We start from the raw sequence: 12,609 nt of genomic DNA, 5'->3' as shown, positions 1-12,609 counted from the left end.
TTGAGGCGAGATAATTTCTACGAAAAATTTTTCAGAAAGTTGTCTTTAAAACTTCCGGAAACCTCAATTTCCGTATCGTCAGCCAACATGACGGTGCCACTTTTATGATAGGATTTTACAAATGCGGTATTGATGATATGAGAGCGGTGAACTCTCACGAAAGGACTTTCCAAAAGATCATCAAAATGTTTCAAAAAACGGCAGACCATTTTCTTTGAACCATCTGTAAGATAAACTTGTGTAAAGTTTCCATCCGCCTGAAGTCTTAGAATATCTTCGGTTTTCACGACATCAAAGCCCTGTAAAGTAGGAAGAATAAGCTGTTGTTTTTCCGGTTTTAATTTTAAATTTTCGAGTAGAATTTTATTCCGGTTGAGCTCTTCTTTTTTCTCCAGACTTTCAGCCACTTTATTTACCGCGAGAATCAATTCCTGAATATCTATCGGTTTTAAAATATAATAGCTTGCAGATTTATTTAATGCCTGCAGCGAATATTGTGAAAAAGCGGTAATAAAAATGGTTTCATAGGAGAAATCTTTGGTAGCTTCTAATACGTCAAAAGCATTTCCAAAAGGCATTTCCACATCCAGAAAGACCAACTGTGGCTGTTTTTCAGCAATTAAAGGAGCTGCTTCTTTAATATTTTCTGCCTCTCCGAGAATTTCTACCTGCGGACAGTATTTGGTAAGATAACTTCTGAGAACTTCTCTTGCGATGAGTTCGTCATCTACGATTACGGCTTTTATTTTCATTGAGACAGGTATTAGGCTGCATATTGTGGCTGCAAATTAAGAATATTTGATCGTTTCTACAATCTCATAGTAAAACCTCCAACTCCCTGAAATTTATATTTTCTTCCAATTCCAGGCATAGTGTATAATAAGAATTGTGATGATGCATTCCAATGCAGCTAGGAAGGTATAAAACAAATACCAGTCCGAAAAGGATGAAATTCCCACAAGTAACATTATTGCTGTAAAAAATATTCCGAAAACGATATTAAGTATTCTGTTAAGCGCAGGTTTCAGAATAAGTGAAAGAAATACCATAACAGCAGGAATGGCAAGAACTGCGGAGGCTGTAAAAAGTTTCATCGGAGAATTCAGTAAGTTGTCTCCTTCTACAAGTCCCCAGGCTTTTCCGGGTGTATAAAGTTCAAAATAGTCCCCGTACAGATAGCACAGGGTAACGGAGGCCCAAAGGCCGGCCAATATAATTTTCACATTGACTTTAATATCCTCCAGTTTAGTAGTATTTTTCATGGTTTTAATACATAAATGTTTACGAATATGATGATCTCTGTCTTTCTAACATTGATGATGTGTGAATCATTATGTTGTAAGTTTTCATCTTGTAAGACAACTGCTTTATAAAAATTGTTACATGTTTTTGCAATAGGACCAAATTTTTAGAATCCTAAAGATCAACATGTGGCGATTTTTAATAATTCTCAATAAAGTGACAGTTTATTTAAAATCAATACAAATTAACACTCCAGAGGGTGAATAATACTATTTTTCTTACATTAGTGATAAGAATTACTATAATCATAACATTTAAAACCAATCACTATGAAAAATACAAAATTTTCAAACTTTATCGAAAAACTAGAGCGCAATTTAACAGATAACAGTCAAGAATCATTAATTCTTACTAATTTTTCTGAGCAAAGCCAAGGAGGCTTCATTGGTGTAAACGACAGCAGATGTATCAACGGAAGTTCTGCTTGTAACGGATCTATAAATGACTCCAGATGTTCTAACGGAAACTGTGATAATTCTATTAATGGAAGAAAGTGTACCGTATTAACCCCTTCAACAGGTATATCATAACAACTTAATTTTTTAAAAGAAATCAAAATCAGTTATAGTAATTCTTACTTTTTTATAAACACTAAAAACAAATTATAACATGGAAAAATCAAAATTTTTAAAAATGATTGAAGAAAAGATGATCTCCAGTGACAGTGAATCTCTTTATTTATCGAAAATCAATGAAAATTTAATGGCCGGAGATTTTATAGTCGTTAATGGCAACCAATGTGTGAACGGAAGTTCTGCCTGCCAGGGATCCGTTAATGATTCCCGCTGCTCCAACAGCAGTTGCGACAACTCCAGCAATGGGAGAAAATGTACCGTTCTGAGTCCTTCTACAGGAATTTTATAAGAAATAAAAAAACTAATATGCCAGATAAAAAACTATCCAAATTTCTTAAAGGTTATTGAAAAAAATCTTTTGGATGCTGAGGAAGATTTTATTCTGACTAACAATGTGATAACTACACCCGTAGTTCAAAATATATCACATTCAATCCAAACCCGAATCCAACAATAATATAAAGAGAAATTATGTATAAATTCAGTAAGTATAATTCTATCATTCCATTAAGTGATACTATTTCAGCAGTATACAATTCAAAAGAGGATAAATGTATCGTCATCAAGAGAGATTTAGAAGGCTATTTTAAGCTTCCAATTCTTGATCTGGAAAAAAACCACCCATCTATCTATCAAAATCTATTAGATATCAATGCCATTGTTGACCATAATCGTAATGAGCTTCAGGAAGTTATCCAGAGAAGTAAAGAGGTTGATTATTCTGATAAAACATACCGACTTATCATTAACCCGACGATGAATTGTAATTTCAAGTGCTGGTATTGCTATGAATCTCACATTGTAGGTTCCAAGATGAGCAATGTAGGGGTCAACAAGATCATCAAGTTTATTGATAAGACATTAGAAAAAAATCAAAACCTCAACTCATTCGATCTTTCATTTTTCGGTGGAGAACCTTTGATGTACTACAGCAAGGTTACCGAGCCTATCATCAATCATTACAGAACCAAATACCAAGATTATTCTCACATCAACTTTACTATTTCTTTTACAACCAATGCTTATCTTCTTAATGATAAAATGGTGAACCACCTTACCTACGACAATGACAGTAAGTTTTTCCAGATTACATTGGATGGAGGAAGAGAAGAGCATAATAAAGTGAGAGTGGCCCAAAAAGAAGAAGGATCTTATGATAAGATTATTGATTCTATAAAGAGATTACTCAGAGAAAAAATAAGTGTTCTTATAAGAATTAATTATACCGCTGAAAATATTGATTCTACGAAGGAAATTGTAAACGATCTTATTGACCTTAATGAGGAAGACAGAAGCTATCTGAGCATCAGTTTTCATCAGGTATGGCAGGATATAGAAGTAAATAATATTGATGATAAGGTAAAAGAAGTAATGGAGCTTTATCAAAAACATAATCTTATTCCTAAAGGAGAAGAAATAGAACTTCTGGAAGGTCTTGCCAATCCTTGCTATGCGGATAAAAAGAACGAAGCCGTTATCAATTACAACGGTGATGTTTACAAATGTACTGCAAGAGATTTTACAAAGGATAATAAATACGGGGAACTGAATGACGAAGGAGAAATTGAATGGAACGAAAAAATTCTTACCTGGGAAGAGTTAAAAATTCAGTCTAAAGCCTGCCAAAATTGTAGAATACTTCCATTATGCGGAGGAGGCTGCCACCAGATCAACCTGGAAGCCAAAGGACTTGACAAATGCCAAATGGGCTACGATAATGAAAAGAAAGACGAAGTAATCATGAACCGTCTGGAAAAGCTATTCTTCCATGAAGCGTAAAATTAAATTCACACATCAACTTGAAGCTAATGACTGTGGACCCGCATGTCTTCAAATGATTTGTGCATTCTATGGTAAAAAACATACTTTAAGAGAAATTAAAAAAAATCTTACGGTTTCAAAACTGGGGATCTCCATCAAAGATCTCCGCCTTTTTCTGAAAAATAACGGTTTCAACTGTGCTACGGTAAACATTACACTGGAAGACATTTATGAGATGCCTCTTCCTTCGATCTTGTATTTAAAACATGGGCACTTCATCATTCTTGAGAATGTCGGCAAAAAAGTCATTGACATTATAGATCCGGGATTCGGAAGAGTAAGTCTTTCTCTGGAAGATTTCAGTGAGAAATGGTTGAGTGGTTCGGCAGGAATTGCAATTGTATTTGAACCGTCAGAAGATTTTGAAAATATAGAATTAATCAATAAAAAAGAGGAAAAGCAAAAAAGTCCAATTATCGCTAATGTCAAAAAGATTTTAAAAAAGAACAGGAAAAAGTTTTATTTCTCCGTTTTTCTTACGCTCGTTACTTTAGCCGCTAATTGGGCAATGCCTCTTCTTCTGAAGGAAAATATAGACAAAGGTATTCTGTCTAAAGATATGCATATCGTCGTCAAATTACTTTTGCTTCAGTTTGTATTTGCCGTCAGTTTTTTGCTTTCACAAAGTCTTTCGGAGGTAATCAATACCAAAATAAGTCTGGAACTGAATATTGACTTCAACAAGTTCTATTTTCTGAAAATTCTGAAACTTCCTATAAGCTATCACGATTCGAAGTTTAAATCTGATCTGATAGAAGGACTGAGTGACCAGCATAAAATAAATTACTTCATCACCTACAGTTTGATTGGAGTAGCTACCAGTATTTTGAATATCATTGTATTTTCCCTACTGCTGATTTATCAGAATTACAAAATATTTTTAGTTTTTGTGTTGTTCAGCATCATTTCTTTTGCTTACATCCTTCTGTTTTTTAAAAAGAAAAAGCAGATTGATTATTCTTTATTTGCTCTGGAATCGGCCAACAGAAATACGATTTATGAGCTGATCATGGGTATTACAGATATTAAGATCAACAGTGCGGAACAATCCAGACTTTCCAACTGGATGAATTCTGAAAATAAATTAAAGACCTTAAAGACCAAGCTGGCTTACATCAATTTTTATATGAACGATGGCCACTTATTTATCTCAAAAATAAGAGATATCAGCCTTATAGGGTATACTTCATATCTTGTGATAGAGTCACAGATTACCTTGGGTCTAATGATGATGATCAGTTATGTATTGGGTCAGCTTTCTGCTCCATTACAGCAATTAACAGATTACACTCAAAATTTTCAGAATACCAAACTGGCCCACGACAGACTTACGGATATTTACAATAAAGAAAACGAGATCAAAGAGAATGTAAGCTATAACACGATTGATTCCGTAGACCAGATAACACTGAAAGGAGTCAATTTCAAATATGATGTCAATTCAGAGCTTGACGTTCTGAAAAATATTAATCTTACCATTAAAAGAAATACCACCACAGCTATTGTAGGAGAAAGTGGAAGTGGAAAATCAACGTTATTGAAATTATTGCTTGGGTTCTACTACCCTACCAGCGGAGATATTTATATTGAAAACAATAACATTAAAGATGTTAATATAAAAGATTGGCGACAGATATGTGGGGCAATTCTACAGGAAGGATATCTTTTCAGCGGAACCATTCTTGAAAATATAACCATGTCTACCGAAAACCCAGACCTTGAAAGATTAAATCTTGCCCTCAAGATTGCTGAACTTTATGAAAAAGTAGAAAGCCTGCCCATGAAACATTACACCAAAATAGGTGAAATAGGGATTTCTCTGAGCGGTGGAGAAAAACAGCGTCTACTTATTGCCAGAGCAATTTATAAAGATCCCGATTTTATTTTCTTTGATGAAGCAACCTCTTCCTTGGATTCTATTAATGAAAATAAAATAATTTCTAATTTGGATACCTATCTTAAGGACAGAACCTCTATCATCATCGCGCACAGGCTTAGCACAATTAAAAATGCTGATCAGATCATTGTATTGAAAAATGGTGAGATTGCAGAGATAGGAACCCATAATGAACTGCTCTACAAACAGTCTGAATATTCCAAATTAATATCAAACCAGCTACAGTTAACAACCTAAAACCAACACTATGAAAGCTAAACTTATTACCCTTCTATGTTTATTTGTATTCACTTTTTCTTTTTCACAGGTGAAATTGTCTAAGAGAAATGATATCAGTAAAATAAATAAAGACTGGAGACTTACAAAAACCATTTCCGGAACCTATGGAATTATGGATACAGGAGGAAAAATCATCGTTCAGCCGGTTTATTCAAAAATTAATACCTTCGGAGAGTATTCTGAAGATCTGGCGATGGTAAAAAATATATCAGGGTCATATGGATTTATCAACAGTTCTGGAATCGAGATCATTCCTCCCCAATATGAACTGAGCTACATCAAAAACAATTTTTCTTCTTTATATAAAAAATACATCAAGTAACCATTGAAATATGAGAATCAAAATCATCCATATCCTATTCATTTTAAGTACCGTCCTTATCCATTCGCAAACTCACAGATACATCTATGAACTGAATTATAAACCGGATGCTTCAGAAAACAATTATAAAAAACAGTTTATGGTACTTGACATTAACCCTGATCAGGTAAAATATTATGATTATAAGTTTTTGGAGAAAGATTCCTTAAATCAGGTATATCGTTCTCAGGACAGAACCTGGACGACCCAAATTCCTGTCACCAGAAAAAAGAATTCTGAGAAAAACATCAATTATATACTGGTGGGAGATGATATTTATTCCTACACAACCAATGATCACGTTGAATGGAATCTTGAAAAGGAAATAAAACAGGAAAATGGTCTGAATTTACAAAAAGCTACAACCCACTATGGAGGACGTGAATGGGTAGCATGGTTTACCAAAGATATTCCTTTCAATCAGGGACCTTACAAGTTTCAGGGATTACCGGGACTTATTGTGGAAATAAAAGATACTAAAGACAATTTTAAGTTTAAACTCGTCAAAAATATCAACCTGAAATCAACCTATGACACGTCCAATGTTCTGGAAGTAAGATATGGAGACAAACCCATTCCCACTGATGAAAAAACGGTGATAAAAAAAGCAATGGAATACTTCAACAACCCTCTGAACGACATCAAACAGGAGTTTAGCAATAATAAAATATCATCTTTTGAATACAATGGTGTAAAATATAAACCGGAAGAACTTGCCAAGCTCGTAAAAGAAGAACAGGAATATATTCTTCAGTACTATAATCCTATAGAACTGGACAAGTCTTTTCCATATAATAAATAATCTACGTTGAGATATCAACTACTGGTACTTTCCGTTTCTGAACTGTAAGGTTTTAAAACTTGTACTTGAAGTCTCCTTATTTTCGCAGTCTTCTTTTACTTCTTTATTTACAGTTGTAACGGAAACCGTTTTAATCGTAAGATCAGAAAAGGTATTCATTTTGGGCGGGTTCACTATAATATAAGAGTGGTTGTCTTTAAACTCACCCTTACATTTCCCGTCCCATTCTCCACTATTCATTCCCATTTCAAACTGATCCAGAACTTTCTTCAACGATTTTCCTTCCGGATAATACATAGAAATCCTCTCAGACTCGTATGGGAAAATACGGCTGCTTCCAACAAAAGTAGTTTTTACTCCAAATGCATGAATATTCGTACTGATCGTATATAAGCCAGTGTCAATTGTAAAAGGTCTTAAAGCTACGGCATCAGAAATAAGCTCTGTGGGATCCAAATATTTATTTTCAATCACACCTTTCTCATCGGTGATCAGTATATAATTCTGTACCGTAAAATTATATTCATCTTCTGCCTTTCCCACCAAAACTGGAATCACAACAATATAGCGATTCTCCTTATTTGGTATTTTCTTTTCAACGCAAAGCTCTTCTTTAATTCTGACAGCATCAAGTTCTAAACTTTTCAAAATAGAGTTCAGACGGCTGCGATCCATTTCCTGAGCGGATAAAAAACCGGACAGAAGGGAACTCACTAAAATCAATAGCAATACGTTTCTATTCATTGTATCAGTTTTTACAGAAGATTTATGGTGATCACAACCAGCACTCCTTTGCTGTTTTCCTTATCTTTTACAGAACAGTTGATCCCTTTTTTATAAAGATCGTTCAACAGTTGAATTCTTTCAAGCGTATTTTTCATTCCTCGTCCTTCCCTCGTTTTTTGATGCTGGGTTTTCTGTTTCTTGCTTTCTTCAATTCCTATTCCGTTGTCTTCAATAGTAATTTTAAGATGTTGATCACTTTTCTCAAACATTAACTTCAACAATCCCTTTTCCGTTCTGTAGCGGAGTCCGTGCCAAATAGCATTTTCCAAAAACGGCTGTATAAGCATTCCGGGAACCATCTGGCTTTGCAGATTGAGATTTTCATCTACCTCAATTTCATAATCAAATTTATCAGCAAAACGTGTTTTTTCCAAGGCGAGATAATTCTGAAGAAGGTCCAGTTCCTGCTGAAAAGGAATAAAATCTTCTGTAGAATTCTCCATAACGCCACGCATCAGTTTGGAAAACTTCGTAAGATACTGATTGGCTTCCAGTTCATTATTGGTCGCTATAAAATGATTCACACTATTCAAACTGTTAAAGATAAAATGCGGATTCATCTCTCTCCGAAGCGATTGGAGCGCAATTTTTTTATTCTTGATCTGCACTTTTTTCAATGTTCTGAAGATAAAGAGAACCAAACCTGTCAGTACAATTAAAACTCCTATCAGACTGTAGTTGAAAACATTTTTCTTTCGGATGAGCTCGTCTTTCAGTTCTTTTTCCTTTTCCAGTTGTGAAATTCGCTGCTCTGTATCTTCCAGAATTTTATTATCGATCAGACTTCTATCTTTAGACACGAGATTGGGCAATTTTCCCAGAAAATCTCTGTATAACTGTACCGAGGCATCTGTATTTCCGGAGATCGTATATAGACTGTCCAGTTTTTTTACACTTCTCTGGGCTTCCAGTGTATGTCCTTTTTCCAGCGCAATTCCGTAGGCATTTTTTAATAAATTAACGGCTTCCCCTGGATCATTATTTTTGATGTAAATATCGGCCAGCTCCTGAATCTGATTGACCTTTTCCTGTGAATTTTCTTTCACAAAATCTTCCTTCAGTAGGGTCTTTTTGGCTTCAATGGCTTTATCAAATTTTTTGTTTTCAACATACAGATCCGCAAGCTTCTGATTGATGGCCAATGCCTGCTGTGGAGCTTCTTTTTTAGAAATCTTGTAAGCATTATTCAGATTTTCCTCCGCTTTGGAAACATCTTTCTGTTGTATATTAACATCGGCCAGCTGACTATAACTTTCCGCCAAACCTGCTTGCTCATTTTCTCTTTTTTTAAGATTGATATTACTCTGAATAGCCTCTTCCTTCACTTCTGGAGCAGGAGAAGAAAGCCTGGTCACGTCATTGGTATTTTCAGTTTTGCTTTTTTCGCTATAGCTCATCTGGGCTGCCATGCTGTAATTGCTGATGGCAGGTGTTATTTTATTTTGTTTTTCCTGTGATTGGGCCAGTTTACGGGTAGTTGTTTCAAGATTTTTCTTATCATTCAGGGTTTGATAAATATTTCTGGCTTTAATCAGATATTCTTCACTTTTAGCATAATTTCCCTGATTGTAGTAGTCATTGGCCATTCCAACATACACATCAGCTACGCCTTTATTATCATTTCTGTCTACTGCTTTTTTCAGTTTTGAAACAGATTTAAGCGCTTTAGAAGCACGCGTACTATCCTGTGCAATAAGCCAATTGCTCATTGCCAGCAGTATTATAAACAGCATTTTTAAAACTAGCTTCATGAATTTCAGATCTTTAGTGCAAAGTAACTAAAAGTTTATGTATAGTCTTTCATTCTTTACCAAGTCAAAACCTTATTTCACCAAGTTTCAGTACTGAAACCATCTGTATATCTTGTTGTTACTGTTTTTAATATAAAAAAGCTTTTATCTTTCTCTATTTACCTATTTTATTGATTAAAGATGGAATCATTCTTATATCTGTCTATTATCAGTGATTAAAATAAACCTAACTGCTAATTCACCAAGTGAAAGTTCCGATTCACCAAGTCTCCTGATTTCCGGCTTCAGATCTGCCTAATTTTACATCAGAATTAAAAATTTAAAACAGGAAATTATGAAATTAAAACATTTTTTATTAATCGGAATTTTAACATTAGGAAGCTTTGTAAACGCTCAGGAAGTTAAAAAGAATGCAATAGAAGTAACAGGAGTTGCCGAAATGGAAATAGAACCGGATGAAATTATCTTCAGCATCGGAATAAAAGCAGACAACAAAAATGATCTGGCTGATAATGAAAAGAAGCTGTTCGAAGCTTTAAAAAATGCCGGAGTAAAAAACGAAGACATTAAATTCAAATCGATGTATCAGAATATATATTCGAAAACAGCAAAATTCACCAAAAGTTATCAGTTTAAAGCCAGTACAAAATCGAACATCAGTAAGATATTTGAAGATCTTAACCAAAAATGGGTAAGCAACCTGAACATTGCGGAGGTAAAAAACACTAAGATTGCAGATTTCAGAAAGACAGTAAAGATCAATGCTTTGAAAGCAGCCAAAGAAAAAGCCGATTATCTGTTGGAAAGTATGGGTAAAAAGACAGGAAATGCCATTGAAATTGTAGAAATAGAAGACTATACAAGTGATATGGTAATGCCCGTTGCCTACAAAAGCAGAATGAGCAATGTTCAAATGGAAGCTGCAGATGGGTCCGTAGATTATTCATTTGATAATATTGAAAACATCAAATTAAAATACAGCATCAAAACACGATACGAAATCCTATAACAATAACAGATTTAAATAGAAAGGCTACCTCAGTTTGAGGTGGTCTTTTTTTATAATAACCAACCTATAAAAACAGCATGAACAACTGATCATAAAACATATACACAGAATACATTCACTCAGAAGTATCCTTTTATTTTTCAATCTAAAGGTTCACCAAGTGAAAGTTCCGATTCACCAAGTCTCCTCATTTTCAGCCTTAAATACGAATAATTTTACTTCAGGAATTTAAAATAATAAACGATGAAACATTATCTTTTCATATTGATTACATTTTCGATCTCTTTACTGAAAGCACAGGAGATCCGGAAAGAAATTGAGGTAAAGCAAGCCACTGTATATCTTCAGGGAGCCAAAGTCTACGGAAATACCCATGTGAATCTCCAAAAGGGCAGAAACATGGTCAGAATAATTAATCTGCCCAATACTCTGGATGAAAATACGTATAAAATCAATCTTGAAAAAAATACAACGCTCCTCTCCATTACTCCTGTGAGCAATTTTGTGAAAGGAAATGATTTATCTGATAACGAAAGAAAACTTGATAATGCAATAAAAAGACTGCAAAGACAAATCAGTTTGCTTGATATACAGATCAGTAACTCATCCAACAAAGAAAATACCTCAAAACTGAATGATGAGAAACAGCAAATGCAAAGACAGCTTAACCAGCTCACTATTCAAATTCATAGGTCGCCGGAGGAACAGAATACCATTCAAACAGAGAATGAAAGGAAAAAAATTCAGCGACAAACAGATCTGTTGAACATACAGATCAAGAATTTAGCAGGTGAACAGAATATTATTAATGATAATTTAAAAATTTCAACCAGCCATCACTCAACACCTCAGGAACAGCTTATCAAGCTTACTGACTTTTACAGAAAAAGAATGTTGGAGATAGGAAATCAGCTCTTCCTTCTCAATGAACAGAAAAATATTTTGGATGAAAATCTCGCGAGCCTTAATAATCAATCGGCAGAAGAACAAACCTATAAAAATAACAATCAGAAACAGCTTTTACTTGAAATTCTTGCAGACCATGAAACCAATCTGAACCTGGGAGTAAGTTATGTGGTATCGGACGCGGGCTGGATTCCTTCTTATGATCTGCGTGCAGAATCTGTGAAAAAACCTTTAGAAATGGTTTATAAAGGGAAAATTTATCAGAAAACAGGTCAAGACTGGAAAAATATTGAGCTTTTTGTTTCTACTTACAGACCTTCCTATCATCAGGACAGACCTATTCTCTCTCCTCTTTATGTGGCTGAATATAATGCTTACAATCCTCAGGAGGAACTAGCAAATTACAAAATAAAAGCAGCTGCCAAAGAAGTCAATTCTTATCAGATGAGAGACGATGCAAGAGCAAAACCAAGCCAAATTCCTGTGGCAACAGTTTCCGATAACCAGATGAATGTAATTTATGAGCTTAATTATAATCAGGATATTGTAAGTCAGGAAAAAGAGCAATATGTTATTCTCGACAAGAAACAGTTGGATGCCACTTACAAATACCACACGGTTCCGAAACTCAACAATCAGGTCTTCCTGATGGCTTTCGTGAAAAACTGGCAAAACCTCAACCTGATTAATGGAGAAGCCAATATTTACTTTGAAGATAATTATATCGGAAAAACTCATATCACCAGTAATTACATTAAAGATGAATTTCCTATTTCACTTGGCGTAGACGAAAGAATTACAGTAAAAAGGATAAAACTGGAAGATAAAACCTCTCAAAGAGGAATCAGTTCCAACAAATGGGAAACAGAATCTTATCAGATCAGCATCAGAAACAATACCAAGGAGAATATTGAGCTGGAAGTTATGGATCAGCTTCCTCTCAGTGAAAACGCGAAAATCACCGTAAAAACACTTGACCTTGGCGGTGGTGATTACGACGGAAAAACCGGAAGTATTCTCTGGAACAAAAAGATGGGCTCCGGAAATTCGGAAAAGATCAGCTTCTCTTATGAAGTAAAGTATCCTAAAGAAATGCAAATTCAATATTACAGCAGATAAC

12 protein-coding genes are annotated in these 12,609 nt (G+C 34.6%); 8 read left to right on the top strand and 4 right to left on the bottom strand.

Annotated features, from left to right (window positions below):
• Positions 1-17: 17 nt before the first annotated feature.
• Complete coding sequence (locus tag ACQ76T_RS00465) at positions 18-752, bottom strand: LytR/AlgR family response regulator transcription factor (protein WP_431341393.1); 735 nt, start codon at positions 750-752, stop codon at positions 18-20.
• 93 nt (positions 753-845) lie between these two features.
• A complete protein-coding gene (locus ACQ76T_RS00460; protein WP_431341392.1) occupies positions 846-1,262 on the bottom strand; it encodes a DUF6326 family protein in 417 nt (138 codons plus the stop codon).
• 309 nt (positions 1,263-1,571) lie between these two features.
• Here ACQ76T_RS00460 and ACQ76T_RS00455 point away from each other — a divergent pair, with 309 nt between their 5' ends.
• The 6 genes from ACQ76T_RS00455 to ACQ76T_RS00430 all read left to right on the top strand — a co-directional run bounded on the left by ACQ76T_RS00455 (position 1,572) and on the right by ACQ76T_RS00430 (position 7,037).
• Positions 1,572-1,832 carry a hypothetical protein gene (locus ACQ76T_RS00455; protein WP_431341391.1) on the top strand — a complete coding sequence of 87 codons (261 nt, stop codon included), beginning with the start codon at positions 1,572-1,574 and terminating at the stop codon, positions 1,830-1,832.
• 79 nt (positions 1,833-1,911) lie between these two features.
• Positions 1,912-2,166: a hypothetical protein gene (locus ACQ76T_RS00450; protein WP_431341390.1), complete on the top strand. Its 255-nt coding sequence runs from the start codon at positions 1,912-1,914 to the stop codon at positions 2,164-2,166.
• A gap of 182 nt (positions 2,167-2,348) precedes the next feature.
• Positions 2,349-3,656 carry a radical SAM protein gene (locus ACQ76T_RS00445; RefSeq protein WP_431341389.1) on the top strand — a complete coding sequence of 436 codons (1,308 nt, stop codon included), beginning with the start codon at positions 2,349-2,351 and terminating at the stop codon, positions 3,654-3,656.
• The gene (locus ACQ76T_RS00440) at positions 3,646-5,832 is read left to right on the top strand and encodes a peptidase domain-containing ABC transporter (protein ID WP_431341388.1); all 2,187 of its coding nucleotides are present in this window, start codon (positions 3,646-3,648) and stop codon (positions 5,830-5,832) included. The genes ACQ76T_RS00445 and ACQ76T_RS00440 overlap by 11 nt, the downstream gene beginning before the upstream one ends.
• Before the next feature lie 10 nt (positions 5,833-5,842).
• Positions 5,843-6,196 carry a WG repeat-containing protein gene (locus ACQ76T_RS00435; protein ID WP_431341387.1) on the top strand — a complete coding sequence of 118 codons (354 nt, stop codon included), beginning with the start codon at positions 5,843-5,845 and terminating at the stop codon, positions 6,194-6,196.
• Positions 6,197-6,206: 10 nt separating this feature from the next.
• The gene (locus ACQ76T_RS00430) at positions 6,207-7,037 is read left to right on the top strand and encodes a GLPGLI family protein (protein WP_431341386.1); all 831 of its coding nucleotides are present in this window, start codon (positions 6,207-6,209) and stop codon (positions 7,035-7,037) included.
• An 18-nt stretch (positions 7,038-7,055) separates the two neighbouring features.
• Here the strand turns inward: ACQ76T_RS00430 and ACQ76T_RS00425 are convergent, their stop codons facing one another.
• Together ACQ76T_RS00425 and ACQ76T_RS00420 are read right to left on the bottom strand one after the other, a co-directional pair.
• A complete protein-coding gene (locus tag ACQ76T_RS00425) occupies positions 7,056-7,781 on the bottom strand; it encodes a hypothetical protein (RefSeq protein ID WP_431341385.1) in 726 nt (241 codons plus the stop codon).
• A gap of 11 nt (positions 7,782-7,792) precedes the next feature.
• Positions 7,793-9,556, bottom strand: a complete 1,764-nt coding sequence (locus ACQ76T_RS00420) for a tetratricopeptide repeat-containing sensor histidine kinase (protein ID WP_431341384.1) — start codon at positions 9,554-9,556, stop codon at positions 7,793-7,795.
• A gap of 352 nt (positions 9,557-9,908) precedes the next feature.
• Here ACQ76T_RS00420 and ACQ76T_RS00415 point away from each other — a divergent pair, with 352 nt between their 5' ends.
• Together ACQ76T_RS00415 and ACQ76T_RS00410 are read left to right on the top strand one after the other, a co-directional pair.
• Positions 9,909-10,583, top strand: a complete 675-nt coding sequence (locus tag ACQ76T_RS00415) for an SIMPL domain-containing protein (RefSeq protein WP_431341383.1) — start codon at positions 9,909-9,911, stop codon at positions 10,581-10,583.
• 243 nt (positions 10,584-10,826) lie between these two features.
• Positions 10,827-12,608, top strand: coding sequence for a mucoidy inhibitor MuiA family protein (locus ACQ76T_RS00410; RefSeq protein WP_431341382.1), 1,782 nt, complete (start codon positions 10,827-10,829; stop codon positions 12,606-12,608).
• Position 12,609: the final 1 nt, after the last annotated feature.

This window comes from Chryseobacterium sp. JK1, from assembly GCF_050632815.1.
Taxonomy (GTDB): domain Bacteria; phylum Bacteroidota; class Bacteroidia; order Flavobacteriales; family Weeksellaceae; genus Chryseobacterium.
The sequence above is the reverse complement of the archived record's forward strand: the minus strand, read 5'-3'. Positions and strand labels throughout refer to the sequence as shown.

Coding starts and splice junctions, on each gene's coding strand:
- ACQ76T_RS00465 (WP_431341393.1), bottom strand. CDS start 752: ATGAAAATAAAAGCCGTAATCGTAGATGACGAACTCATCGCAAGAGAA.
- ACQ76T_RS00460 (WP_431341392.1), bottom strand. CDS start 1,262: ATGAAAAATACTACTAAACTGGAGGATATTAAAGTCAATGTGAAAATT.
- ACQ76T_RS00455 (WP_431341391.1), top strand. CDS start 1,572: ATGAAAAATACAAAATTTTCAAACTTTATCGAAAAACTAGAGCGCAAT.
- ACQ76T_RS00450 (WP_431341390.1), top strand. CDS start 1,912: ATGGAAAAATCAAAATTTTTAAAAATGATTGAAGAAAAGATGATCTCC.
- ACQ76T_RS00445 (WP_431341389.1), top strand. CDS start 2,349: ATGTATAAATTCAGTAAGTATAATTCTATCATTCCATTAAGTGATACT.
- ACQ76T_RS00440 (WP_431341388.1), top strand. CDS start 3,646: ATGAAGCGTAAAATTAAATTCACACATCAACTTGAAGCTAATGACTGT.
- ACQ76T_RS00435 (WP_431341387.1), top strand. CDS start 5,843: ATGAAAGCTAAACTTATTACCCTTCTATGTTTATTTGTATTCACTTTT.
- ACQ76T_RS00430 (WP_431341386.1), top strand. CDS start 6,207: ATGAGAATCAAAATCATCCATATCCTATTCATTTTAAGTACCGTCCTT.
- ACQ76T_RS00425 (WP_431341385.1), bottom strand. CDS start 7,781: ATGAATAGAAACGTATTGCTATTGATTTTAGTGAGTTCCCTTCTGTCC.
- ACQ76T_RS00420 (WP_431341384.1), bottom strand. CDS start 9,556: ATGCTGTTTATAATACTGCTGGCAATGAGCAATTGGCTTATTGCACAG.
- ACQ76T_RS00415 (WP_431341383.1), top strand. CDS start 9,909: ATGAAATTAAAACATTTTTTATTAATCGGAATTTTAACATTAGGAAGC.
- ACQ76T_RS00410 (WP_431341382.1), top strand. CDS start 10,827: ATGAAACATTATCTTTTCATATTGATTACATTTTCGATCTCTTTACTG.